Here is a 25,733-nt window from a genome sequence, read left to right on the forward strand (position 1 = left end):
CCTTCCTGTTCCTAACCTAAATCTTGATGCTTACTTTGCAGTGTTACGAATATCCATCACCTTCACCTCGTACATGTAGGTGAGAGATTGCAGATATTCCAGAAGCGGTCTTGGAATGATGCTATCTGTCTCTATGGCTGATAGTGCCTCTCCATCCCGACCGGTGCGGTCTACGTGCATATAGGCAATATTCACACCGGATGCACCTAAGGCCGTAGTTATAGCCCCCAGCATACCAGGCTTATCTGAATGTAGCAGGGTCAGGATCGGGAGCTCTCCTGTCAAATTGACACGAAATTCGCTGAGCTGCTGTACCTGAATATTCCCGCCGCCTATGGAAGAGCCTACGAGTGTGGACTTACGACCGGCCTGCCATGCATCAATTCGTACCGTGTTGGGATGAAGTGCAGGTAGCGAGCTTGTGACGAACTCATAAGTCATTCCGGCCCGTGTGGCCTGCTCTTCTGCATCAATGATCCTCGCGTCATCAGTGTTATAGTCCAGCAAGCCTCCGAGTAATGCCAGATCAGTGCCATGCCCTTTGTACGTATCAGCGAAGGAGCCGTATAATGTCATGACACACCGCTCGGGTGTACTACCTACCCAGTGATGGGCCATGCGTCCGAGCCGGACGGCCCCTGCTGTGTGCGAGCTGGAGGGACCGGTCATAGCGGGTCCAATAATGGAAAACACATCTTTAAAGCGCATAAGAACTCCTCCTGTACATGATGATTTGCCTTCAGTATCCACTAATATTCATCTGTTCACTCTAATCCTGCCGCGTCATGTCAGCACAAAAAAAGGACAGGATAAGGAAGTGATCCCTTATCTCTGTCCTGTGTACCTGAGAGTTTGCTGCGGGTTCTTGGTTGCGATCCCCCGCCTTACCCCTTTGGTGGCTTACGCTCTCTCCAGAGGCGCGTCCGTTGACGGTACGGGTACCTGAGAGATTAACTGTCGGCCGGGTGCCGTGCAGCTTGCTCCTTCGGTGCCCTGCTCTTGCTGGCAGGTCTCTCCCGTCAATATCATCCGCAATATATGTACAATTACATAGGTTAGCCTGAGAAGGCTCTCTTGTATAATTCATGGATCAAGCGGGAGATCGGATCTCCATGTCATATCCCTGTTAAGAGATGGTTGACAATCTTGACACAACGAAGATATTAACGGTTAAGGCCACTCTTGTCAATATAATAGTATGCGAGAGTGAAGTTAGGGGTGCATACAAGCTAAGCATGCTAGAGCAGTGTTCATAGTGAGATGTCCCTAAAACACGAACATTATTTCAATAATCATTTGACACATTCGTGTTTACTGGCATACAATGAGTTAGGGGAGATTAAGGAAAGCTCCTTCGACCCTAGAATCGTACATTAGCTTGACGACCCATCGATATTTGTTAACATTCAATGATCAGTTAGTCAACATTCAGTCAGTATTTAATCATCGTTCGTATAACCTCAATAATCAGGATTGAGGGTTTCTACAGGGAACCGTAAATTCCCGGCTACGAATAGGCTGCTTCGGCATACCTATGGAGAGCCGGGATTTTTTTGTGCGCTCATTTAAGGCCGTGGTGGAGCAGGCTCATGTGGGGAGGACACTATGAAAGCATATGATGTCATTATTGTCGGGGCAGGCCCGGCGGGAATTTTCACAGCATACGAATTGAGCAGGAGGGCACCGGAGTGGAAGGTGCTGTTGGTAGACAAGGGACATAATATTTATCGTAGACGCTGTCCGATTCTGGAGGGCAAGATTGCACTGTGCCCACCTCCAGCAGGGAAGAAGGATCATGCCGGATGTCTCCCGGCCTGCTCGATTACAGCCGGATTCGGTGGGGCAGGAGCATACAGTGATGGTAAGTTCAATGTGACTACCGAATTCGGGGGCTGGCTGACAGATTATATGGCTCCTTCCGAGGTAATGGAGCTGATTCGATACGTGGATTCCATTAATCTGGAGCATGGGGCCACGACAGTAATTACAGACCCTACTACTGAGACTGTACGCAGTATTGAGCAGCGAGGATATGCTGCAGGCTTGAAGCTATTGCGTGCAGAGGTGCGGCATCTGGGAACGGAGCAGAACCTTCAGATTTTGCAATCCATCTACGAATATTTGCAGGAACGGATCGACATGGTCTTCAAGGCTGAGGTGGAGGATATTCTCACGGAGAAGAAGGATTCTGACTATCATGTGAGCGGGATCCTGCTCAAGAATGGGGAGACCTATCAGGCTGATCGGGTCATGATTGCACCGGGACGAGACGGCTCTGTGTGGCTGGCAGAATTGCTGAAGAAGCGCAAGATCAAGATGTACAACAATCAGGTGGATGTTGGAGTGAGGGTTGAGACGTCGGATGTGGTGATGCAGGAGATCAATGAGCATCTGTATGAAGGGAAATTTATCTATAATACTTCAGTAGGAACCCGGGTGCGTACCTTCTGCAGCAATCCATCCGGTCATGTCGTGGTCGAGAATCATAGTGGGATTATGGCAGCCAATGGACATTCCTACAAGGACCCGGCTCTTGGCTCGGTCAACACGAATTTTGCCTTACTCGTATCGCATAGCTTCACCGAACCATTCGATAAGCCTAATGAATATGCCCGTGAAATCTGCAAGCGTGCCAATGACTTGTCTGGCGGTGGTGTGATTGTGCAGAAATACGGGGATATCATAAGAGGGCGGCGTTCCACTGTCAACCGGATCAAGGAGGGCTTCCTGGAGCCTACCCTGAAGGAGGCCGTACCTGGTGATCTAGGATTGGTGTTGCCTTACAATACCATGCGCAGTCTGATTGAAATGATGGAGGCGCTGGATAAGGTAACGCCGGGTATCGCTTCCGAGCATACACTATTTTATGGCGTGGAAGCCAAATTCTATTCGGCACGGCCCAAGCTGGACTCCAATCTCCAGACGGAGATTAAGGGGCTATACTGCGGGGGAGACGGCGCAGGTATTACGAGGGGACTGGCGCAGGCCGGGGCGGCAGGAGTAAGAATTGCCCGGGCAATGTTAGCTTGATCGAAGTGGTAAAAACCTAGCGTGAACAGGCAAGGAAGGCTCCTTCTGCGAGGGGCCTTCCTTTTTTCTTTATGCCAGACCTATAAGTTGGGTTATGTGCGAACCTCCAATCGCTTGGCGATGAGTGACATGCCATAATTTACAACAAAATACAGGAAGGCTGCGAACAGTAGGGCAGGTATTACAAAAGACTGGTTCTGTGCTCCGGCAATCTGTGCACTATGCGTCAGTTCAGGTAGTGATATGATAACGGCCAGTGACGTATCCTTCATGAGCGAAATATACTGGCTGACCATCGGAGGCACCATTCTGCGTAGACCCAGAGGTAGTACAATGTGCCATAATGTCTGTGTATAGCTAAGGCTAGAGGAACGGGCTGCCTCGATCTGGCCTTTATCTACCGAATTGAGGCCGCTACGCACAATTTCCGCAATCATGGCTGCTTCAAATACAGATAGACCGATGATGGCAGACCACTTCAATGGAACGGAGAAGCCGACGGCTGGCAGCACGAGGAACAGGAAGAAGATAATGAGCAGGAGCGGCAGATTACGAATGATATCAATGAGGAAAGCAGCAATCTGCGAGATGACTGGTAGCCGAGTATAGCGCAGCACCCCGAGCAATATGCCTAAGGCTGTACTGATGAGTATCGAATATAATGCGACCTCCAGCGTAAGCAGGAAGCCGTCCAGAATGAATCTGATGTTCGTCCATGTGAAAAATGTATCCATGTCGGGCTTCCCTCCTTAGGATGTTTTGGCCAGTCTTCTCTCCAGATACAGCACTCCGAAGCTAAGAGGCAGCGTAATAACCAGATAGAACATGGCTGTAAAAGCATACACGCTGACAGGCATGAAGATATCAGAGTTAATCTGATCAGATACGAGCATCAGGTCCGCGCCAGCTACGATTGCAAGGATGGATGAATTCTTGAACATATTGATGAACTGATTACCGATGGCAGGCAGGGAGATTTTGATGGCCTGCGGCAGGATGATCTCCATCATCGTCTGGTTGTAGCTGAGACCTGAGGAGCGACCAGCCTCCATTTGTCCTTTGGGTACGGTCTGAATGCCTGCTCTAATGGCTTCAGCGACGTAGGCGGAGGTATAGATGGTAAGACCGATCGTCCCCGCTGTGAATCCATCGAAGTTCACCCCGAACGAACCCAGACCATAGTAAAACAAATATACAGTGATCAACAGTGGAATATTTCGAAAAAGTTCGACGTAGGCTGTTCCGAACCATTTAAGAGGCTGGACTGGTGCGATCCGGAAGACAGCGATCAGGGCGCCGAGAATGAAGCTGCCGACCAGTCCGATCAGACTGACCTGAAGGGTCGTCAGGAAGCCATCTATATAGCGATCCCAGTTGTTGAATAGTACATTGATGTCGAAATCAAGCATTAGCGTCATCACACCTCCGTTGCATCAGACGATATGGGAACAAGATGATCTTCGGCTCACCATGAAAGAAAGGAGCTCGCAGCTTGCGGCTCCTTCCGCCAATTTTGAAAAAGCTAGGTTGTCACACTTGTGGGATAGGGAGTTCTAGTACCTGGCTAGTTCTTGTACATGCTACTTCTCGTGCCTATTCAGGCTTCGTGCCGAACCATTGCTCGTAGAGGGTGTCATATTCACCGCTGCTGTGCAGCTCAGTCAAGGTATCATTCACTGCCTGGAGCAATGCCTCATTTCCCTTCTTCACAGCGATACCGTAAGGCTCGTCAGTAAAATTGCCGCCCACCAGATGGAAGCTTGGGTCCTGTTGCTGCATTCCGAGCAGGATCGCATTATCTGTAGTCAGAGCATCGCCTTTGTTGGCCTTGAGCGCATTGAAGGCGTCCTGATAGTTCTCGAATTCAAGCACGGTGGCGTCCGGGGCCTTCTCCCGTATATTCTTGGTGGATGTAGAGCCCTTAACTGCCAGTACCTTCGTGGAAGCGTCCAGTGAATCAATACCTGTAATCGGGCTGTCTGTCCGAACGAGAAGCGATTGTCCTGCCTCAAAATATACTTCGCTGAAGTCTACCTGCTGTTTACGTTCTTCCGTAATGGTCATGGTAGCAACGATCATATCAATCTCGCCGTTCTGAAGTAATGGAATACGCGTCTTGGAGGTAACCTCCTTGAACTCCACCTTGCTCTCATCACCGAATACCTGCTTGGCAATCGCTTTGGCTACATCAACGTCGAAGCCTTCAATCTCTCCAGTGGCTGTATTCTTGAGGCCGAAGAGCTTGGTATCATTCTTCACCCCGACAATGAGCTTGCCACGTTCCTTGATAGCTTCCAGAGCAGTAGCCTCTTCACCGCCTCCGGTACCAGCATTACTTGAGCCACCGTCGGTGCCTCCGCCACAACCAGCAAGAATAAGGAATAAGGATACGAGTAATAGCATGGAGACTTTCCATTGAATTCTTTGTTTCATGTGAGTTGATCCCCTTTCTCTACTTTTGTATTTAGATTAATGATTGATCAAACGGCTGAGAAATGTGCGTGCACGCTCTTCCCTAGGTTCAGCGAAAAACTCTGCAGGTGTGCTGTCTTCCAGAATCTGCCCCTGATCCATGAATATGACGCGGTCTGCCACTTCACGGGCGAAGCCCATTTCATGCGTAACGATGACCATGGTCATGCCTTGATGAGCCAATGAGCGCATGACATCCAGCACCTCACCGATTGTCTCGGGGTCCAGCGCCGAGGTGGGTTCGTCGAAGAGCATAATCTTCGGCTTCATAGCGAGACCGCGTGCTATGGCAACACGCTGCTGTTGACCGCCGGATAGCTGCGCCGGGTAGCTATCGGCTTTATCCTCGATGCCAACGCGCTTCAGGTAAGTCAGGGCTGTTGCCGAAGCCTCTGCCTTGGAGACACCAAGCACCTTCATGGGTGCGAGAATGATATTCTCAACAACCCGCTTATGCGGATAGAGGTTGAAATGCTGAAACACCATACCGATGTCCCTGCGGAATTTGTTGATGTCCACGCGCTTGTCATGAAGAGGAACTCCGTTAACAATCAGTTGTCCCCCGGAGATCGTCTCCAGCCGGTTCATACACCGAAGCAGGGTGCTCTTGCCTGATCCCGAAGGGCCGATAATAACGACGACCTGACCTTCCTCAATTGTAAGATTGATGTCCTTGAGTACATGGAAATGACCATAGTGCTTGTTAACATTGCGAAATTCAATCAGAACAAGTCCTCCTTCCTTAACATGCCGCCTGACATCTGCATAATGAAGCCCTTATTGTACTGAATTATGCAAATCATCGTGCAGCGTTTCTAGTACCTTGACGAATCCAACGTAGTGTAGAATCGTTCGAATCATCCAAAAGAAAGCAAAAATAGAAAATAGTTAACTAATGATACAATGACAAAGGGATAATTACAATAATTTTCCGTCAATTAATATAACATTAAAACCCCTAATAAACTTATTTTATATACATTAGGTCAAATATTAGATAGTTGTAAGTTAGGTTTATTACATTTGATTTTTGATTTATGTCAAAAAATTATAAAAATTTACAAATATAACGTAGCTGTCAAGTATTTTTGTTCGTAAATATGACATGAATTGATCTCGAGCCCTACAGGGCATATTGCATACGTGACAAATGCAGCTTCATGTTTTACATTAATAAGTGAGCTTCGGCTTCTGTGTATCCCAATTTGCAAGATATGGATGACATAAAAGGTGAATAAGTATGAACTAAAATGAATTAGCTGAAGGAAGGTATTGTAATGAGCAAAGAAATCTCTCCGCTTGTAGCGGCCCTTGATATGCAGCCTCATCCTGAGGGCGGTTGGTACAAAGAAATGTGGAAGGCGAGCTTCCAGATTCCTAAGCCAGTGCTTCCGGATATTTATTCGGGGCCAAGATTTGCAGCCTCATCTACGTATTTTTTGCTGCATCCAGGTGAGTTCTCGGAGTGGCATGTTGTACATTCTGATGAGCTGTGGCTCTACCATTCGGGTAGTCCCATCGAGCTGAAGCTTGGGGGCAATGGCGAGAATCCTGGTGAGGAGACCGTTATTATTCTTGGGGCAGATGTGGCTGCTGGCCAATCCCCACAAGGACTAGTGCCTGGAGGTGTGTGGCAGACAGCTCGTCCACTCGGTGATGAGCCTGTACTCGTCACTTGTGTTGTAGCTCCTGGGTTCCACTTTGATGACTTCAAGCTGATCTCGCGTTAAGGCTGTACCAGATGGCGTATTTCCTCAATATTTGAGCACATCCTTAGGAATTGAAGGTGTGTTGTTAGGGATACGCGGGGGATGGAGGAATGAGGGCATACTTTTTTCAAAGAAAAGCGTCCTTCTCAGACTGAGCTTAGTACTCGGCGGGAAGGACGCTTTTAAATAGTAGGCTTTAAGACTTTAATAATCTTCAGCAGAGATTTGTAGAAAAGCGCTTTTCTTGTATGAACTTACTTGTATGAAACTTTCTTGCATGAACAGACCACCTAAGGATTAGGCAACATTAGGCACCTGCATAATGATTGGGTCCAGGATTAATGTCGAGCACGATTCTGCGAGGCTGAACGAGTGAGTATTGATGCTCACATTCCCAGCGCTGCTCCTCATCGTAGCCTACTGTCTCGCCGTCGGAAATCACATCTCCCTGATTGAAGAGATAGTGGGCAATATTCAGTAGGAAGCCCGCCATCTCGTTAGGCTCAAGGGAATGGAAGTGGCACTGCACGTCAGGAATCCCAAGAGCGGCCAGCCCACAGCTGTCCATGACCAGATCCGATCTGCCCTCGATGGGAGCTGGTGCCTGATACATCCTGATGTTGAGCGCGCCATATAGCAGCTGACCATCCTCCAGCGCTGCGAGATAGGCGTGTGGCTCCACCAGCTTATCGCTGCCTCTCCAGTACACAGCCTCACAAGGCAAGGTCTCCAGGAGCGCCTTTAGCACGCCAGTGAACAGCTCCAGTCTTTGCTGGTGTGGCAAGCCTGAGGCTACCAGATCATGCAGGATCAACGAATAGGAGCTACGCTCCACAGCTTCTCTTGCATCCGGCCAGTGCCAGGCCTGTTGAATAGCAGTTGTATACGTAGAGGGATCATACGCTCTATCCAGCGGGACGATCGCAGTCTGCGCAGGTAACGAGCCATCCTCAAATTCAACCATATAATTGAGATGGAAGAAATGCAGCAATGCATCTGGATGCTCTTCGTTAGGCTCCCACACAGCAAGATTCTCCTCGCTCGTCTGTGAGGCTCCAGTTTTCTCATTCCCTTGGTTAAGCGGGCCTGTGTATTCTTGGATTTTGGCGTAAAGCTTGTCCCTCTGAAGCACTGGCGGCTCCTTGAGCAGCAGCTCTACACTATATATTGCGGCAAAGCCATATTCATTCTCGGCTACCGTATCCTCCATGTTGTCAGTCATTCGAGTCATCCTTCCTGTATTTGATCTCTAATACACTAAGTACCGCTTATTTGCGGCTGTAAACATGCCAGTCAAGGCTAAGGGATTAGCCCTTGTCCTGCACGGGTTCCTTGCCAGTCTATGTATGATACAGCTTGCTCTTATGAAGCTCATTATACAGAGATTTACTATGGAAATCATGTGACCTTCAGTCTGGTCAACCTGACCAGCATCACCCAAAATGACCAACATCACCAACATGACCAAAATCATCAACATGATCAATTTTATTAAATGACCCTCACCGAATAAGGGATGGAGCTATAGAATTGGAAGCTGGCATATCCATTGTCCGGATACCTCGTCATCTTGTCCTCGAATATCGGGGCAGCCGATAAGGCTACCCCGAGCTTAATCACGATCCCATCAATCATTAAAGCTAGCAATAGTTTTGAAATGATCAAAAATTAAAGTTATCCGGGTCCGGGCCCGTGCGCTTGTCCTCATTTAATGCGTCGATCTGCGTCATATCCTCTGGAGTCAGTTCGAAATCAAAGATGTCAGCGTTGGCTCGAATACGCTCCTCGTGGACAGATTTGGGGATCGTAATGACACCATGCTGCAGATCCCAACGCAGGATCACCTGCGCTACTGATTTTCCGTATTTCGCTGCAATGTCCTTAAGCGTACTATTGTCCAGGAGAGCACCACCACCAAGTGGAGACCAGGCTTCAAGCTGAATTCCCTGCTCCTTGCAGAAGCGTCGTAGCTCCACTTGTGTGAGCTGGGGATGGAACTCTACCTGATTAACAGCAGGAATGATCTCAGAGGAGCTCATCAGGTCCTGCAGATGATGAATCTGGAAGTTACTTACACCGATGGCGCGAATACGCCCTTCCTTATATAGCTTTTCCATGGCTCTCCAAGTATCCTTGTACTTTCCTTTGACAGGCCAGTGAATCAAATACAGATCCAGCACCTCTAGGCCCAGACGGGTCATGCTGCCCTCGAAGGCTTCCAGTGTAGATTCATAGCCCTGATCCTTATTGAAGAGCTTGGAGGTAATGAACAGATCCTCCCGCGGAACGCCGGATTCGCGAATGCCTTGGCCGACACCCTCTTCATTGTTATAGCCTCTGGCTGTATCAATGCTGCGGTAGCCCGATTGAATGGCATATTTGACGGTGTCCACGACCTCTTGCCCGTCCTCAACCTTCCAGACGCCCAGACCGAACCAAGGCATCTTGACGCCGTTATTCAAAGTGACTGTATCCTGCAAATGCTTCATTACTTGAATTCCTCCCTCACTGTCATGGTACACCGGAAAGCCCGGCCTTATATACTTACCCTTATTTTAACGGATACAAGCTGGATATGGGCTGAAAATAACGTTGAAATTTGGGATTTTCCACGGACGGTGATAATATGGTTCCAAAGGATGATTGCAGGCTTAATGATGGAGGATGAACATGGCAAAACCTAAACAGACTAAGAAGGCGGCCACCTGGTCGCTTGTCATTATGGGGGCGGGCTTCGCGGCTACGTTACCTTTTCAACATATACCAGGTGTGCGTCTCGTGACGGGCGCATTCGAAGCAGGCATGGTTGGAGGACTAGCGGACTGGTTCGCAGTCACCGCGTTGTTCCGGCATCCGCTGGGGATTCCTATTCCCCATACAGCACTATTACCAAAGAATCGTGAGAAGCTAACGGATGCACTTGTTAATACCGTAGAGAATAATCTTTTGAACAAGGAAAGTATTTCCTCCAAGATTCATGGAGCTCGTCTGGCTGAGCTGGTGGTGAATACGCTGGAAAAAGGATTGGAGACTCCACAGGTCTCCAAGACTATCGACCATATAGCGAAACGGCTGGTTGAGCACATTCCGCTTGAAGGGCTGGTGCCTGTGCTCACTGCAGAAATTCGCCAGCAGGTCACAGCTATGGATACAAGGCCAATCCTGGAGCAACTGGCGAAGGGAATCGTGGACAAGAGCTATGATTCCAAGGCGCTTGACTATGCTCTGGGGCAGGCTGAATCCTGGCTAATGAAGCCGGATAGTCAATATATGCTGGGCTCCATGGGGATGCAGGCCATTGCTGGTCTGCAGCTTAATGGGCTGATGCAGTTCGCGGTGAATGCATTTATGGGCTATCTGAATGAGGAGCGGATGGGCGAGATGATTCGTCATTTTCTGCTTGAGCAAATCGATGAACTGCGAATGCAATCCCACCCACGCCGGGAGGCAGTTCTGAGAGCGATGAAGGAGCAGGTCAGAAGGCTCGCGACAGACGATACGCTGCATGAAGGTCTGCACGACTGGAAGGCGGATTGGGCCGCTTCCTGGCAAGGCGAGGAGCTTATTCATGCCAAGCTGGAGGAGCTACGTACCCGATTGCTGGCAGGGATGGAGGATGGAGCCTATGTAGAGCGTCATCTACTGCCTGTCGTTCGGCGGATGATTGATTATGTGCGTCAGGAGCAAGGATTACTGGATAAGCTGAATTCCCAGGCAGTGGACCTTGTCACAGGGCTTCTAGAAGCTAATCATGGAAAGATCGGCAAGCTGGTGCGTGAGAACGTGGATAAGATGGATAACGACACCTTAATCGCGTTGATGGAGGATAAATTGGGCCAGGATATACAGTGGATTCGGATTAATGGCGCGCTGACGGGCTTTTTAATCGGGATTGTATTAACAGGCATCCGTATGATCCTTGAGTAAGATAAGTGAAGTGGTGAGAGTGGAGTAAGACAAGTGTGTCGGGGAGATCGGCAACGTTATAAGATCGGGTGTTTGGAAGAAAGCAGACTGGAGTGTAGGTCGGGTTGATAGCAAAGATGCAATTTTTTATGCAAATATAGGTAAAGTAAGTGTGGGTAGTAATCAAAGCTGCTGGCCAGGAAGGGATGAGTGCACTCGTCCTTCGGCAGCTTTTTTTGCGTTATGCAGCGATAGGATGCACTCAATGGTGACAGTGGTATGTATGCAAGGGAAGGAGTATAAAAGTGAAAAAGATGTCGAAAAAAAGGATAATATTGTAGTTCTAAAGGACCGTTTTTTTCGATGTAACTAACATAAATATAGTTTGATCTCGATATATTCCATGAATACTATAAGTCTGGAGGTCCTAGTATATGAGTCCAGAAGGCCCATATTTTGAGAACAATACATAACCATGACTAGATAGAAGTATTTAGAGAGTATGTAGACGCTTATAGAAAAGACACAACATGATTACTATACCTTTGAAGTAAGCTATTCGGATAGTGGGTTCGTAGAAGAAGTATTATTTTGTCCATTTTCAACATATTATGGAGGAGTGAGTCGTCTTGTTTAATAGGTTACGGTGGAGTACGCTCCCGTTTTTTGTCAAAAATCTTGTGATTTCCTTCGGAAGTATTGTTCTTATCGGCGTTATATTAATTACATCAAGCTACCAGCTTCAAAAAAGTATATTAGTGGAGCAGCTGTATGATCAGGCTGAAGTCATGACTCTGAAGTGGTCCAATGATCTGGATGTAAGCAAGGTCGTTGCGGCGATAGATGAGAAAAGTTATGCAGGTCCTGTGCAAAAGGAGTTGAGGGATTACCTGGATTCGATTCATGAGTTCTATCCCAACATTGCACAGGCCTATATTTTTGGTGTGGAGCTTGAGGGTGGGGACCAGACCTCCGTCATTGCGATTCCTACGAATCTCGTGGAGCCGTTTGAGAAGGATAATCTGCCAGCAGGTGCCATGTATCCTTTGCCTCAGGAGAATGTGGCGGCTCTTGAACATATGATGAAGGATGACAAGCCTTCATTCAGTACCTTCTATACCGACGATTACGGAACCTGGACAACGATGATCTATCCCATCAAAAATGACCAAGGTCAGTTGATCGGAGCACTTTATTTCGATATTGATGCGAGTGCCGTGCCTAAGGGACTGAACAAGATGCTTACTTACGGCTCTATTTTCCTGGTAGGCTTCCTGTTGCTGTGTATCGTGTTGCAGTTCATTTTGCTGAAGAAGACGCTGCGCCCGATTCGCAATCTGATGCAGGGTATCGAGGAAGTGAGCACAGGGAACCTGGATATCACCATAGAGACGGGGAAAGATGATCTGGGAGTCATCAACCAGAAGTTCAATGAGATGATCGGGCGGATCAATGATACGATCTATAAGGTTCAAGTAACCGCAGGTCAGCTGTCCAGCTCGTCCCAGAGTCTGATGGAGATCTCAGCGACCAATAACAGCAGCATTCAACGGATTAGTGGTAATATTCGAGAGATTTCGACAGGGCTTAACTCCCAGGATCAGGCAACGATCGAAAGTGCACGATCCATGGCAGAGATGTCAACCGTAGTACAGACGATTGCCAGTAGCTCAGCAGATGTGGCTGATGAGGCTCTAGGTATGGAGGAGCGTTCCCGCGCGGGTCATGAACGGATGAGTCAGGTCATCCAGCAGATGAACCTAATCTCTGACGCCGTGCACAACACTTCAAGCTCGATCCGTTCGCTGGAGAATCGCTCTAATGAGATTAGCAGCATCGTGAATATGATTACGGAGATTGCCAATCAGACCAACCTGCTGGCGCTGAATGCCTCGATTGAAGCCGCGCGTGTAGGGGAAGAGGGGAGAGGCTTCGCTGTAGTAGCCGGGGAGGTTCGCAAGCTGGCTGAGCAGTCCCAGGAATCAGCGCAGCAAATCCGTGGATTGATTGACGAGATTCAAGAGCACATTGGGAAATCAGCAGCAGCCATGCAGCAGGGCTCAATTGAGGTCGACAAGGGCCTGAATGTCACTCAAGAGACGGGTGAATTCTTCGAGAATATCATGGAAGCCACGAATAAAGTTGCTAACCAGATACAAGATATCTCCAGCTCTACTGAAGAAATATCCGCAAGCACTCAGGAAATGACAGCGACTGCGGAGGAATTATCTATTAGTGTAAGTAAGGCTGCGAACAGCAGCAAGCAAATTCAGGAGTCTACAGCAGAGCAGGAAGCCTCCATGGCGATGATCGTTACGGCCTCTGATGAGCTGTCTACGGTATCGCAACAGCTACAGGAACTGATCTCCTTCTTCAAGGTTCGGGAGAGCTGATCCCTCAAAAAAACACCGCTTCTCTTCGACGATGCGAGCACCTTGTGTGTGCTACGCTTGTCGAAAGAAGCGGTGTTTTTTAGATCAACTAAATGCGGTCTGTCTCCTGAGAAAGTACCGACGATAGAGGTTTTTCTTATTGTTCTGTCTGGATTATCGACGTTGACGATTACGGATCGCTAGCGTCAGAGCTGCCAGTGAAATGACAAGAGCAGCAATACTGATTACAGTCGTACTCGTGTTCATAGGAGAAGCAGCAGTCTCCGTGCCAGATGCTGTCTGACCAGAGCTAGCCTCCGTCTGCGCTGGAGTACCAGCCTGCTCCTCGGCGTTCTCTGGTGCTGTGCCCCCTGTCGATGAATCTGTACCTGCCGTATCATTGGAGGCCTCATTACTGTCTGCTGATCCTGTAGTGCCCCCGCTCAGATCCCCTTCAGTATGATGGCCATCCGCGTTACCGTGGGAATGTCCTGTATCTGCTGCTGCCGTGTCATCAGCAGTGACCTTGGTGATGGAATGGGGACGTTGGGAGCCTTCCCCGCCAGTCCATTCAACGATGCTTCCATCAGCATAGTATTGGAAAGCATTCCAGGTGACATCTGCATCTCCTGAGGGATTTACTGCTACGAAGCTGAAGCGTTGATACTGACCAGCTTCAATACCATCCCCTTCGGATGTCCAGGTGACGGTGTCGACCTTTCCCGTCGCATTGCGGTCAATGGCGACAGTCCAGCCAGACACGGGCTCATATTGCTTGAAATCTACATTATCAGGCACCTTCAACGCGACTTTGTTGGTAGCAACCTCTTTCTCTACAGGGACCTTCATCGTATAGGTCTCCCAGGCACCAGGTTTGGATACCGCAGGGGTAACAGTGACATGAGCGCTAGCAATGCCAGCGAATAGCAGCATCGCTGCAGTAGCTGTAGTCAGCGTTGCCGTGAGTTTGGTGAATGGACGGGAGTGCTTCTTCAATCGTGTGAACATGTTGAATACCTCTCTTTATGATTGGATTAGGATACTTCGTTAATCGTTACAGACAAAATCAAGCAAAAGGGCGTTGTAAAGCTCCGATGTAAGTTCAAGGGCGAATTACACGCGCTCGTAGCTTAGTCGGCAGATACGGTAACGGTGAACTCCGCGTCAATAGAGTCCAGAGATGCCGTCAAGGCGTGTACCTGTATGGTCCAATTTCCGGCAACAGGCAAGATTTCTGTGGCTGTGAACGGCTGCTCTGCTTGGGCAGGTATGATAATCTCCTGCGCTGTGCGCTCAGCCTGCTCCGGTATAAGGGTCAGCGTCACCTGTTGTATGCCTTCGACAGGCACATTCGCCTGATCCGTGAACGTTACCCCAAGGGTGCTACTGCCAACCCGCGTCGGTTGGACAGTCAATGTGACCTGATGATTGGCTTCATCCGTCTGGGTAGCCTGGAAGGAAGCGTTGGCTACCGGAGATGGAGATGTAGTTGTAGATGGAGCCGGTGTAGGTGACAAAAGAGTCAACAGCGCTGCGAGTAGCAGGACAGCGATCCCGGCCCCCAGCTCCCATCGGATACCCTTACCTACGGGAGGGACTTCCTGTGGCTTGCGCACCTTGCGGAACTGAATGCCTGCAATCCCGAGCATCATCAGCATCAGGAGGGCTTTGCCTAGCAGGGTCAAGCCGTAACCAGTCGATATGAGTGCCTCTAGTGAAGGCAGGTATTGAAATGAGGTATAGACCCCCGTCCCAAGCAACAGCACTGTCGCCACAATGCCCCAGCCGCCGAAGCTTCGCAGCAGGTCACCCATGAGGAGCTTGTGCTCTTCGGGGTCCATTACACGCCGCTGTACGCTCATACAGATCAGCATCACGCTAAGCGATCCGATCCAGAAGGCTGCTGCTGCAAAATGCACCCAATCAGCCAAAATGGCTGCTATAGGCAACGAAGCCGCTGCTGCATGCCCTACAGAGGCCTTGGCCAGCATAATAGCCAGAGTCAGAACCACAGTAAAGTGTGCGTATCGGCGTTGCTTGGTAATCGGCTGCTCACGGTCATGTGCATAGATCATAGTGACACTGATGATCAGCAGCAGCATAACTTGAACGAACCACAGCTGACCTGCATGAGTGAAGCGTAGTGCCTCTCCGATGAGTTGCCCACTGAATCCTTGGGTGATAGGTACGGCAGCATCCCAGGATACCTGAAGGGGAAGCGCCAGAATTACGGCAACAGCGAGGGCGGCATATCCGCTCCATAGCAAGGCAGGGAGATGTGGAATGGTCAGTGCTCGTAGCCTGTTTCTGGCTGTTTGCTTATCAATGCGGATGTCCTTCCCCGAGTCTGTGGTACCCCAGCCCTGTTGTAATACATACAGTCGAAACACAAGCCCTCCAAAAAGCAGCGATATCCCCAGGTACATCAGCCAGCGAATCAGAACGAGGTCGATACGAGTCTGTTCAGTCTCGTCAGAGCTGATCGGCGTTGTAGTCAGGGGGAGTTCCCCGGTCTGACCAGCCAGAGCAACTTGAAACGGAATAATCCCTTCAATTCGGTGTCCATCCGCAGAGATTGCCCGCCACTGTATGGTGTAGACCCCGGAAGGCAGATCGGTCTTCAGATCCCCTTCCATTACGTTGGAGTTAGTCGGCAAGAGTCTGGCTTCACCTGTATCTACACGCTGTCCATCCTGATTCGTCACCTGAATGGACATGAACGCAGTCTGTAGCGGTTCGTTGAAGGTGAGCTCAACTCGTTCGGGTGCCTCCTCAAGTACCGCATTGGCTTCTGGAGAGGATTGGATCAGTGAGGCATGTCCCCAAGCGACCCCAGGTAACCCCAGTATGCCTAACATGCAGAGGACGGTGATCAGGATGGTCACTGCCCGACGGTGTATGATGAGCATGAGTCATGCGACCTCCCTTAATAAAGTTTTTGTTCCAGTGCTAGTATACGGAAGTTCATTATAGAGTCTTGCTGGCAAGTGCGAACATCACCATATAGGGCTATAAAGGTGTGTTTTATACGATTAAATTTGACGATTATATGAAAATTCGGCAAAAAAGACGCACTACGATAACAGCAGATCCACCTTTGCACTTCCTGTGCACGGCCTCTTGGCCTAATCTCTGCGTGAATAGTATGCGTCTTTAGTATGTGTTTATAGCATGAGTCTATGTTATGGTTTCTCGTAAGTATCGAGTCATGCTGCATTAGGGCCATTGTTCATTTGGATAGCTGAACCAAAATCATTACCGGGAGGTTCCGGGGTCGCGCTCTACAAGGCCCTGCTCGATGGCATAACGTGTAAGCTGTACTCGATTCTCCAACTGTAGCTTGTGCAGAATGTTCTTGAGATGATTCTTCACGGTCTGCTCCGAGATGAAGAGGCCTTCGCCGATCTCACGATTGGTCTTGCCTGAAGCGACCCAATTGAGAATCTCGCGCTCGCGCGCAGTCAGACCATGTGCTGCCTCGTTCCCCTTCGGTGAGGTAGGGAATTCCTGCAGTATCCGATAAGCCAGCTCTCGGCTGAGTGGTGCGTCTTCCCTTACAATGGCTTGCAGGTACTCCAGCCATGTGGAGGGAGACAGATTTTTCAATAAATATCCCTGAGCTCCCCGCTTCAACGCTTCGAACAAGTGCGTTACATCGTCCGATACCGTAATAATCACAATCTTGACATATGGAAAGCGCAGCTTGATCAAGCTCGTAGCTTCCAGTCCGTTCATATCGGGCATGCGTATGTCCATTAGCAGCACGTCAGGCATTAGCTCCTCGGTCAACCTTAATGCTTCGGCCCCACTGGAGGCTTCGGCAATAATCTCAAAGGAGTCGTCTTCAGACAGAATGTCCCGTACAGCTTCACGTGCATGCGCAGAATCATCGGCGATCATAACGCGGACAGGTAGATTCATGCCTGCACCTCCTTGCTGATTTCAAGTGTTGTCTGTCCATTCGATCGGACGAATCGGAACATCCAGCCGAGTCTCTCACTGCGTTCTTTGGTGATCTGCAGTCCATAGTGGTCTTTACGCTCCAGAGGATGATCGTCGAATCCTACGCCATTATCGGCAATAATGACTCTCCAGCCCTGCCCCGGCAGACGTTCACCCGTTACATTTACCTCTGTGGCTTGAGCATGCTTGCGGACATTCAGTAGCCCTTCTCTTATACAGGCAAGCAGTTCAATCTGCTCCAAGGCAGTAAGCTGCTTGTCTTGAATGTCCCAGTCCAGCCCGGCCTGCGGGTAGACATCCCTCGTAATGTCCTCTACGCGCTGGAGTAATGCGGAGTATTCCGCTGACGGATGTGTAGGCTCGACCTCTCTCAGATTGGAGATGGCCTGGCGGACATAGCGATCCATTTCATGCAGAGTCTTGCGGATGCCGCTCCAGAATTGCGGTGAAGCTGCCGCTTCTACTGAGCGTTCTGCCTTATCCACCTTTACCGATAGTAGAAAAAGAGACTGAGCAATGCCATCATGTAGCTCTCTTGCAAGCAGCTCTCTGGACTCCAGCTGGTCCTTGGCAGCCCGTTCACGCTCCAGCTCCGCTCGTGCCGTCTCCATCATATGGAATAGCCTGTTCAGCAGCGTAATACTGACGAGGAGTAGAATAACAGGGGTCAGCCAATTGCCCAGTTCCATAGAAATATAGGGCATCAGGAACTGATGTCGAACATACTCCCATAATCCGACTGTAACTGCAGGAATGAACAGAATCATCCGCTTGATATCTCTGTAGGTCATGTATTCTCCTTTACTGTCGAATTCAGGTTCTATACCTGATCCGATACAGGGCGTATGCTTGTAATGTATTCAATGAAAATCTCTGTAAGGACCGGATCGAATTGGGTGCCGGAGCATTTACGTAGCTCGTCCAGGCCTTCATCGAAGGTCTTCGTTCGCTGGTAGGGTCTCTCTGTCGTCATGGCGTCAAAGGAATCAATGATGGTCAGCATCCTGCATAGCCAGGGAATCTCTTCGCCGGCAAAGCCATAAGGATATCCACCGCCATCATAACGCTCATGGTGCAGCTCAATGAAGGGGATGAGCTCTGCAAAGCGGCCATTCGCTTCTACTATACGTTTACCCCAGGTTACATGTCCCTTCACCATATTCCATTCGTCACAGGTCAGCGGCTCCTTCTTGTTCAGAATCGACCAGGGTATTTCCAGCTTGCCAATATCATGAATCAGGGCCCCCAGCACGAAGCGGGATCTCTCTTCAGGGCTGAGGTTCAGTACCTTGCTGATATCGTTGGCGTATTTGAACACCCGTTTGGAGTGCTTGAAGGTGTCGATGTCCTTGTACAGGAACAGCTTGAGCTGCTGCTCGATATCGTTAATATCCTGCTTCAGATCAATGGCACGCTCCAGGTTGTCGAGGCTGCCGGAGATATGAACGGTATTCTTCCCTTGTCTTTTGGCATAATAGAGTGCCTTATCAGCTCGTTCTACCAACTGTGATTTATCATAAATGTCTATCCGATATTCGGCAATCCCCGCCGAGAAGGACAGACAGCCGTGCGGAAATATCTCCACACCTTCAAATAGAGAGTCATTCAGTCGCTTGCGCAGTCGATTGACGAAGAGAGCCGCTTCATCAGCATGGTATCCAGGGAGCAGCAGGGAGAATTCCTCGCCGCCATAGCGGTAGGCTGTAATATCGGTATCTTCTGTCTCCTTCAGTAACAGAGCACCTACAAATCCAAGTAACTGATCTCCCTTCAGATGGCCAAAATGGTCGTTATACGCCTTGAAGTCATCAATGTCGATTAGCGCCAAGGATAAGGGAGTACTGTTTCCTCTCGCCGTCTTCACATTACAATTCAACACATTCTCGAACTGCGTATGGTTAAATAATCCGGTCCTCTGGTCTACATTCGCCTTCTGCTCGACATCACGGAACATATGGAACAGCAGCTTGAAGGCATGTGAGAGCAGACTGCTGAGGGCCAAAAAGATAGCCAGTCCCAAGAATCCATTATGATACAACAGAACCGTTAGCACGAGCGATAGCAGGAGAGTGCATACGTACACAAGCAAGGATTCTGCAAAAAATGCTTTGCGAAGCTCGCTTAGTGATTCCTTGTAGGCAATGTAGAAGTACAAGCCGAGCGTGAGCGTATTGATGACGAAATAACTGATCATTGCCAGAAGATATGCCGCAAGCTGCGAGCTGTCCAGCGGACCTGTCTGTCCTCCGCTAGCTATAAATACCTGTGTTGCCACAAACATGGACATGGAGTAGATGGAGAAATTGACAGCGTGCTTCCACCATGACAGCGATTGTTCACGCACAGCCGCAATGATACTGCTCAGCAGCAGAATGAAAATAGCCATTTCCAGGCTGTATACGAAAATGCAGGCCAGATATACCGAGGTGTCCATAGACTGCTTATTGCTTGCAGGGGGAATCTGGAATGTAAAGTGCTCCAGCACCATTACGGCGCCCAGTAGTGCATACACAACAATCCATTGCTCCAGGGAATAATGGAGAAAGGACAGATGATTCGCATACGCAAAGACACTGGCACCGAGCAAGCAAATGCTGAGAATATAAATCCGGATCGGTGTGACGTGCGGAAGCAACAGATTAAATAACCTCATTTTGATTCTCCTTGCCATGATTATGTATCAGGATTTCCATGAGAAAATAAAAAAAACAGGCTGGTAACCAGCCTGTGTCCAATCTGTCTGGAACAAGACTGGTCGCTAGCCTCCGATCTTGTACCCGGAAGTCAAGGCAATGACAGCAGATACAATAATGATGGCATTGATAAGGACGCGAGAGTATTTGAGTGACTTCATATAGGATTACCTCCTCTCTTGGAGTATAGAGACAGCAAGATGACTGCTAGTGTCGGCAATCTTGCTATGTATATCAGGCATGATGCGGATTAGCGCTACTATATCCCTTCTTCTTGGGCACCATTAAATGCTGTATCAGAAAGAAGATTCCCAGATTCATAATGACATCTCCGATACTAATGACCTGTGTTCGTGGATACGGGCTGGATAATGGAATAATATCCCCGAGAAAGGGTAATCGCGTGGAGGTGTCCATCATGACATGCTTGGATATGACTTCCCCGGATGATAGCAGCTCCATATAATATGGACCCAGTACCGTCGAAGCCGTCAGAGACACAGGCATCCGCCCGCCATTGAGCGCCATGACCAGAAAATTAAGCAGCACGCCTATCAGAATGAGTGTAAACCCCGGATGATGTCGATTGAGCCACAGAAAGAGCATTCCTGTGACATATACCGCCATGAACAGTATGCCATTCATAGATGCCAGTAACGTGGACTTGCCTTGCAGGTAGAAAATAACGAGTTGTACAAGCAGTAGCAGAGGGAATACCCAACCAGCCTTTAATCTCAGCTGACCCAGCCGGCGGAGCCCTTCAAGCTGCCACCCACCTCTAAATAAGCCGACAACAATACCAATAATAATTCCGTCATAGACCATGGCAGCTCTCCAGTTTCATAAAATAGGTGTAATAGAAATATTCGACATATATATGGAAAATCCTTCTATATTTTTTCGGGGACTAAGCAATTTGTTCTAAATATATAAATCAGGAGTATGACTCTGATAACCTTAATTAATAGTTATTTCCGGTATATTGGAGGATAAAATGCCAGAATGATTTGCAAATTATTGAGGTAAATGAGGGGAGGGAGCCGAATTGGAGATATATCTAGCTTTAAAATGTTGATCTTCAACCAAGGAGAACAAGGCTTTACTTCTTTTGAAGTAGATGTTATTTTTGTGCCTATGACTGGCGTTCGAACATCCATGGAACCGGAGCAGGAATTGATGGTATTCCGTTTGCCATGTTAGGATTATGTGGGATCAAACCTTGTGATGCGGGTACCGTTTCAGCCTATGTATTTTTATCGAGAAAGTATTCATTATCAAGGGGAGTCCTGATCCTTAACCGAACGTAAAGTCATGGCCGAATGCAAAAGGAGAGGTGCGGCATGAGTACAGACGCTATTGTTACACATGATTTACTCCGTATAGGTCGTTGATATCCATCAACTTATACGGAGTAACATGAAAATAGATGGATATGTACCGACTTTTTATAAGAAGTAATGGGTTATAAAAAGGAGGAACTTTTACATGTCAATGATTCAAGTACAGAACCTGACGTTTTCTTATCCAAGCAGCTTTGACAATATTTTTGAAGATGTCAGCTTTCAGATCGATACCGATTGGAAGCTTGGATTTATTGGTCGAAACGGACGAGGCAAGACCACTTTTTTTAATCTACTATTGGGGAAATATGATTACAGCGGAAAAATTATTTCTTCCGTCGAATTTAATTATTTTCCATATCCAGTTTCAGATAAAAGCAGATTCACATATGAAATATTAGAGGAGATCTGTCCTCGGGCTGAAGATTGGGAATTTCTTCGAGAATTATCTTATCTAGATATGGACGCCGAAGCGATGTACCGGCCCTTTGAGACATTATCGAACGGGGAACAAACAAAGGTGTTGCTTGCTGCACTTTTTTTGAATGAAGGACAATTTTTATTAATTGATGAGCCGACTAATCACCTGGATACGCATGCCCGAAAGTTGGTCGCCAATTATTTGAAAAGGAAAAAAGGGTTTATCTTAATTTCGCATGACAGAAATTTTTTGGATGGCTGTGTGGATCATATCTTGTCCATTAACCGAGCCAATATAGAAGTTCAAAGTGGTAATTATTCTTCTTGGAAGCTGAATTTTGATAGACAGCAGGAGCATGAGGAAGTAACCAATGAACGCTTGCAAAAAGACATTGGAAGGCTGCAGCAATCTTCAAAGCGCTCGGCGAATTGGTCTAGTCAAGTCGAAGCATCCAAAAATGGCACAACCAATTCCGGCTCTAAATTGGACAAGGGATATGTAGGGCATAAAGCTGCAAAAATGATGAAACGTGCAAAGAGCCTGGAATCAAGGCAACAGAAGGCTATTGAAGAAAAGTCGAAGTTGCTAAAAAATGTTGAAAAAACAGAGGCATTGCAGGTAGAGCCATTAGAATACAAGTCCAAGGAACTAATACAGTTAGTGGATGTGGCTGTGATGTATGATGGTGAATTTGTGAACACGCCAATCAGCTTTTGTGTGGAACAAGGAGATCGTGTGGTGCTTGAGGGAAGGAATGGCAGTGGGAAAAGTAGTATTCTAAAACTGATTCTAGGGCAGCCGCTCCAGCATACGGGTGCTTTGAGTGTGGGTTCAGGACTTGTCATTTCTTATGTGCAACAAGACACCTCTCATTTAAAGGGAAAGCTATCTGACTTTATTGAAGAAAATCAGGTTGATGAACAGCTGTTCAAAGCTATTTTGCGAAAAATGGATTTTGACCGAATCCAATTTGAAAAGGATTTATCCCACTATTCAGGTGGACAAAAGAAAAGGCTGCTTATTGCTAAAAGCTTATGTGAAAAAGCGCATTTATATATTTGGGATGAGCCGCTAAATTTTATTGATGTGTATTCGCGTATGCAAATAGAAGAGCTAATTAAAAACTTTATGCCGACAATGGTTTTTGTTGAGCATGACCAAGCCTTCCAAGAGCATATTGCTACGAAAACGATAACCCTCTAAGATATGGGATTAACGGAGACTGCAGCGAAGTAACAGAGACCACAACATAAGAAGATGGTTGACCAATCGACGAAGGAGCGAGGCAATGTTACTGGGTTGCTCGCTCCTTTGTTTTGAGCTAAGCTGTATTAACAATAGTTACATATAACTCATGATAAATTCAGCTACATGTCGAAGAATAGACAAAAATTCTACAACAGGCCCTACATGGACTAATTTTGGATTCATTCTCAGATCAATCATGTGATTGGCCCATAGTTACAGGCTTCTCGGACGTCTGGCGGTATTGACGGTGCGCAAGGCGTAGGGTATATAATGCTACAATCAGGCTTTGCAAGCCTAAGAATGGTATCGAGTTGCTTGAGATTTGATTCAGCAATTCGATTCAGCAAGTGATTAGGAGGATCTTACATAATGAAATCTTCATCCGATACTACCATGCAAGCCAGTCCATTAAAAGGTGGGCGTGTGCTATGGATTGCCTTTGTGCTAGGAGCACTCAGCGCCTTCGCACCATTATCCATTGATATGTATCTGCCCTCATTGCCTATATTGGCACAAGATTTGCAGACGACAGCCTCACTGGCACAATTAAGCTTGACGGCTTGTCTGCTGGGGCTTGCAATCGGACAGCTCATTGCTGGTCCACTTAGTGATGTACGAGGGCGCCGCGGGCCACTAATCGTGTCTTTGGTGCTCTATGCCGTTGCTTCGCTGTTGTGTGTATTTGCGCCTAACATCGGAATTTTGCTGGTGCTGCGGTTCGTTCAAGGACTTACTGGTTCAGCGGGGATTGTCATCTCACGTGCTGTTGCACGCGATCTGTATTCAGGGCCTGCGTTGACCCGGTTCTTCTCGCTCCTCATGCTCGTGAATGGGCTGGCTCCTATCGCTGCCCCGGTCCTTGGGGGACTTCTGCTTAAATTCATGCCTTGGCGTGGAGTGTTCATGGTGCTGTGCATCATTGGAGTCGTCATGCTGATCGCGGTTGTGCTGGGACTTCCTGAGACGCTCGCGAAGGCCAAGCGTTCTACTGGAGGGCTGAAGCAGACGCTGTCGACCTTTGGAGCATTGGCGGCGAACCCTACGTTCATGGGGCTGGCATTGTCTCAGGGCCTCATTACAGGCTCCATGTTCGCATACATTGCCGGTTCTCCGTTCGTGCTGCAGGATATCTTCGGTGTGACGCCACAGGGCTTCAGTCTATTTTTTGCGGTGAACGGAATAGGTATTGTCCTCTTTGCTCAGGTGGCAGGTCGTCTAGCAGGACGTGTGGGTGAAGGTCTCTTATTGCGCATTGGTCTGATTATTGCCGCCCTTGCAGGCGTAGCGCTGCTTCTGGTGTCTTTGCTAGGTGGAGGACTCATATCCATTGTCATTCCATTATTCTTCGTAGTGGCCTCCGTGGGTATTGTGTCCACGACAACGACATCTCTTGCGATGCAGAGTCAGGGAACGAATGCCGGCAGTGCATCGGCACTGCTCGGTCTCCTACCGCTCCTCATTGGCTCTATTACGTCTCCTCTAGTGGGATTGGGTAGTGGAACGACGCCAATACCGATGGCGCTGGTCATCGCGATTGGGGAGCTGGCAGCACTCGCCTGTTATATCCTGTTCGTGCAGCGTCATTTGAAGAATGCAGGTTGATTCTTTCCGAATAGGGCGATAATGCTCTTGTAGCCTAAAGGATTTCGGGAGATGAAGATGTTGGCCTGTGCTAGTCAGGATTATAGTACCGGGAAGAGAGAAAGTGTTCAGGAGCCAGGCAATAGACTTCCTTGACATACCCCCTAGGGGTATATTAGAATGAACCTGAACAGATTGACAGGAAGGGGTAAGCCATATGAGTGCAGAAGAACAGAATCAGACAACGGAGTCGGCAGCTCCGGCTTGCGCCCCTGAGGGTCATGCTTGCGGGCATGCCTCAGCCTCTGCCGAGGGTGTACGGCGCAGCCATCATCCCGCTGAGCTGAAGAACAGTATGATCTCCCGACTCAACCGTGTTGAGGGCCAGATTCGCGGCATCAAGGGGTTAATTGAGAAGGATACGTACTGTGACGATGTGCTGAACCAGATAGCGGCTGCACAGTCTGCTCTGAATGCGGTTGGCAAGCTACTGCTGGAGGGGCATATGAAGAGCTGTGTCATTGAGCGCATTCAGGCTGGTGAGGATGAAGTGATTGACGAGCTGCTGGTTACTGTCAAGAAGCTGATGAAATAATATACTTTGGGCAGGAGGAATGGGAAGATGTCTCAAGTTGCTTTAAATGTAGAAGGTATGTCTTGCAACCATTGTGTACAGGCTGTGGAGCGCGCGGTGAAGGAAGCGGGTGCGGAGGCCAAGGTGAATCTGGAGGCGAAGACTGTATTGGTGGACTTTGACGAAAGCAAGATCTCAATTGGTGAGATCAAGCATGCTATTGAGGACCAAGGGTACGATATTGTCTAATCAGAGTGGTTAGTTAACTTGAGAAGAGGCTTTCTTTCTAAGGCAAGAGAAGGCTTCTTCTTGAGCTTGTGTACCCGGCAGGGGTATCCTATTTTCCATTGACTGTTGCGCTGGTAACGTTGGGTATTCAAATTCAAATTCGAAATATTACACTGGAATATGTCGTCGAAAGACG

21 protein-coding genes and 2 riboswitches are annotated in these 25,733 nt (G+C 48.4%); of the genes, 8 read left to right on the forward strand and 13 right to left on the reverse strand.

The features are described from left to right. Positions 1-30: 30 nt before the first annotated feature. Positions 31-708, reverse strand: coding sequence for an L-serine ammonia-lyase, iron-sulfur-dependent subunit beta (gene sdaAB, locus K331_RS0111605; RefSeq protein ID WP_028590411.1), 678 nt, complete (start codon positions 706-708; stop codon positions 31-33). Positions 709-920: 212 nt separating this feature from the next. Further along, positions 921-1,029: riboswitch (glycine riboswitch) on the reverse strand. A gap of 401 nt (positions 1,030-1,430) precedes the next feature. Continuing rightward, a riboswitch (purine riboswitch) is annotated at positions 1,431-1,530 on the forward strand. Positions 1,531-1,605: 75 nt separating this feature from the next. Here sdaAB and K331_RS0111610 point away from each other — a divergent pair. After that, entirely contained in the window at positions 1,606-3,030 is a 1,425-nt protein-coding gene (locus tag K331_RS0111610; protein ID WP_028590412.1) for an NAD(P)/FAD-dependent oxidoreductase, read from the forward strand. Between the two features lie 92 nt (positions 3,031-3,122). Here the strand turns inward: K331_RS0111610 and K331_RS0111615 are convergent, their stop codons facing one another. From K331_RS0111615 to K331_RS0111630, 4 genes are all read right to left on the reverse strand, one after another. Continuing rightward, on the reverse strand, positions 3,123-3,764 hold the full coding sequence (locus tag K331_RS0111615) for an amino acid ABC transporter permease (RefSeq protein WP_018888266.1): 642 nt from the start codon (positions 3,762-3,764) through the stop codon (positions 3,123-3,125). 15 nt (positions 3,765-3,779) lie between these two features. Further along, positions 3,780-4,439 (reverse strand): amino acid ABC transporter permease, encoded by a 660-nt coding sequence (locus tag K331_RS0111620; RefSeq protein ID WP_028590413.1) that lies wholly within the window; start codon positions 4,437-4,439, stop codon positions 3,780-3,782. Between the two features lie 184 nt (positions 4,440-4,623). Then, entirely contained in the window at positions 4,624-5,463 is an 840-nt protein-coding gene (locus K331_RS0111625) for a glutamate ABC transporter substrate-binding protein (RefSeq protein ID WP_028590414.1), read from the reverse strand. Positions 5,464-5,499: 36 nt separating this feature from the next. Then, positions 5,500-6,228, reverse strand: coding sequence for an amino acid ABC transporter ATP-binding protein (locus tag K331_RS0111630; protein ID WP_028590415.1), 729 nt, complete (start codon positions 6,226-6,228; stop codon positions 5,500-5,502). 551 nt (positions 6,229-6,779) lie between these two features. Here K331_RS0111630 and K331_RS0111635 point away from each other — a divergent pair. After that, positions 6,780-7,232 carry a cupin domain-containing protein gene (locus K331_RS0111635; protein WP_018888270.1) on the forward strand — a complete coding sequence of 151 codons (453 nt, stop codon included), beginning with the start codon at positions 6,780-6,782 and terminating at the stop codon, positions 7,230-7,232. A gap of 286 nt (positions 7,233-7,518) precedes the next feature. Here the strand turns inward: K331_RS0111635 and K331_RS0111640 are convergent, their stop codons facing one another. Further along, a complete protein-coding gene (locus K331_RS0111640) occupies positions 7,519-8,433 on the reverse strand; it encodes a DUF4261 domain-containing protein (protein WP_028590416.1) in 915 nt (304 codons plus the stop codon). A 439-nt stretch (positions 8,434-8,872) separates the two neighbouring features. Further along, positions 8,873-9,700, reverse strand: coding sequence for an aldo/keto reductase (locus K331_RS0111650; protein WP_018888273.1), 828 nt, complete (start codon positions 9,698-9,700; stop codon positions 8,873-8,875). 181 nt (positions 9,701-9,881) lie between these two features. Here K331_RS0111650 and K331_RS0111655 point away from each other — a divergent pair, with 181 nt between their 5' ends. Next, the gene (locus tag K331_RS0111655) at positions 9,882-11,138 is read left to right on the forward strand and encodes a DUF445 domain-containing protein (RefSeq protein ID WP_028590417.1); all 1,257 of its coding nucleotides are present in this window, start codon (positions 9,882-9,884) and stop codon (positions 11,136-11,138) included. 608 nt (positions 11,139-11,746) lie between these two features. Then, on the forward strand, positions 11,747-13,510 hold the full coding sequence (locus tag K331_RS0111665; RefSeq protein ID WP_028590418.1) for a methyl-accepting chemotaxis protein: 1,764 nt from the start codon (positions 11,747-11,749) through the stop codon (positions 13,508-13,510). Between the two features lie 153 nt (positions 13,511-13,663). On the opposite strand, the gene K331_RS0111670 is transcribed toward K331_RS0111665, so the two are convergent. From K331_RS0111670 to K331_RS0111700, 6 genes are all read right to left on the reverse strand, one after another. Next, positions 13,664-14,497 carry a YcnI family copper-binding membrane protein gene (locus tag K331_RS0111670; protein ID WP_028590419.1) on the reverse strand — a complete coding sequence of 278 codons (834 nt, stop codon included), beginning with the start codon at positions 14,495-14,497 and terminating at the stop codon, positions 13,664-13,666. Positions 14,498-14,619: 122 nt separating this feature from the next. Next, complete coding sequence (locus K331_RS0111675; protein WP_028590420.1) at positions 14,620-16,398, reverse strand: copper resistance CopC/CopD family protein; 1,779 nt, start codon at positions 16,396-16,398, stop codon at positions 14,620-14,622. Between the two features lie 346 nt (positions 16,399-16,744). Further along, positions 16,745-17,410, reverse strand: coding sequence for a response regulator (locus K331_RS0111680; protein ID WP_028590421.1), 666 nt, complete (start codon positions 17,408-17,410; stop codon positions 16,745-16,747). Continuing rightward, positions 17,407-18,243, reverse strand: coding sequence for a sensor histidine kinase (locus tag K331_RS0111685; RefSeq protein ID WP_028590422.1), 837 nt, complete (start codon positions 18,241-18,243; stop codon positions 17,407-17,409). The genes K331_RS0111680 and K331_RS0111685 overlap by 4 nt, the downstream gene beginning before the upstream one ends. 29 nt (positions 18,244-18,272) lie before the next feature. Beyond that, positions 18,273-20,105 carry a bifunctional diguanylate cyclase/phosphohydrolase gene (locus tag K331_RS0111690; RefSeq protein ID WP_028590423.1) on the reverse strand — a complete coding sequence of 611 codons (1,833 nt, stop codon included), beginning with the start codon at positions 20,103-20,105 and terminating at the stop codon, positions 18,273-18,275. Positions 20,106-20,379: 274 nt separating this feature from the next. Beyond that, positions 20,380-20,970 (reverse strand): DUF5317 domain-containing protein, encoded by a 591-nt coding sequence (locus K331_RS0111700; protein ID WP_028590424.1) that lies wholly within the window; start codon positions 20,968-20,970, stop codon positions 20,380-20,382. 660 nt (positions 20,971-21,630) lie between these two features. On the opposite strand from K331_RS0111700, the gene K331_RS0111710 reads away from it, so the two are divergent. The 4 genes from K331_RS0111710 (at position 21,631) to K331_RS0111725 (ending at position 25,558) form a co-directional block, all read left to right on the forward strand. Beyond that, positions 21,631-23,109 carry an Lsa family ABC-F type ribosomal protection protein gene (locus tag K331_RS0111710; protein ID WP_028590425.1) on the forward strand — a complete coding sequence of 493 codons (1,479 nt, stop codon included), beginning with the start codon at positions 21,631-21,633 and terminating at the stop codon, positions 23,107-23,109. A gap of 414 nt (positions 23,110-23,523) precedes the next feature. Further along, a complete protein-coding gene (locus K331_RS0111715) occupies positions 23,524-24,756 on the forward strand; it encodes a multidrug effflux MFS transporter (protein WP_028590426.1) in 1,233 nt (410 codons plus the stop codon). A 196-nt stretch (positions 24,757-24,952) separates the two neighbouring features. Next, entirely contained in the window at positions 24,953-25,330 is a 378-nt protein-coding gene (locus K331_RS0111720) for a metal-sensitive transcriptional regulator (protein WP_018887186.1), read from the forward strand. 27 nt (positions 25,331-25,357) lie between these two features. After that, on the forward strand, positions 25,358-25,558 hold the full coding sequence (locus K331_RS0111725) for a copper ion binding protein (RefSeq protein ID WP_028590427.1): 201 nt from the start codon (positions 25,358-25,360) through the stop codon (positions 25,556-25,558). The last annotated feature ends 175 nt before the right edge of the window (positions 25,559-25,733 follow it).

Source organism: Paenibacillus massiliensis subsp. panacisoli DSM 21345, from assembly GCF_000426545.1.
Lineage (GTDB): Bacteria > Bacillota > Bacilli > Paenibacillales > Paenibacillaceae > Paenibacillus > Paenibacillus panacisoli.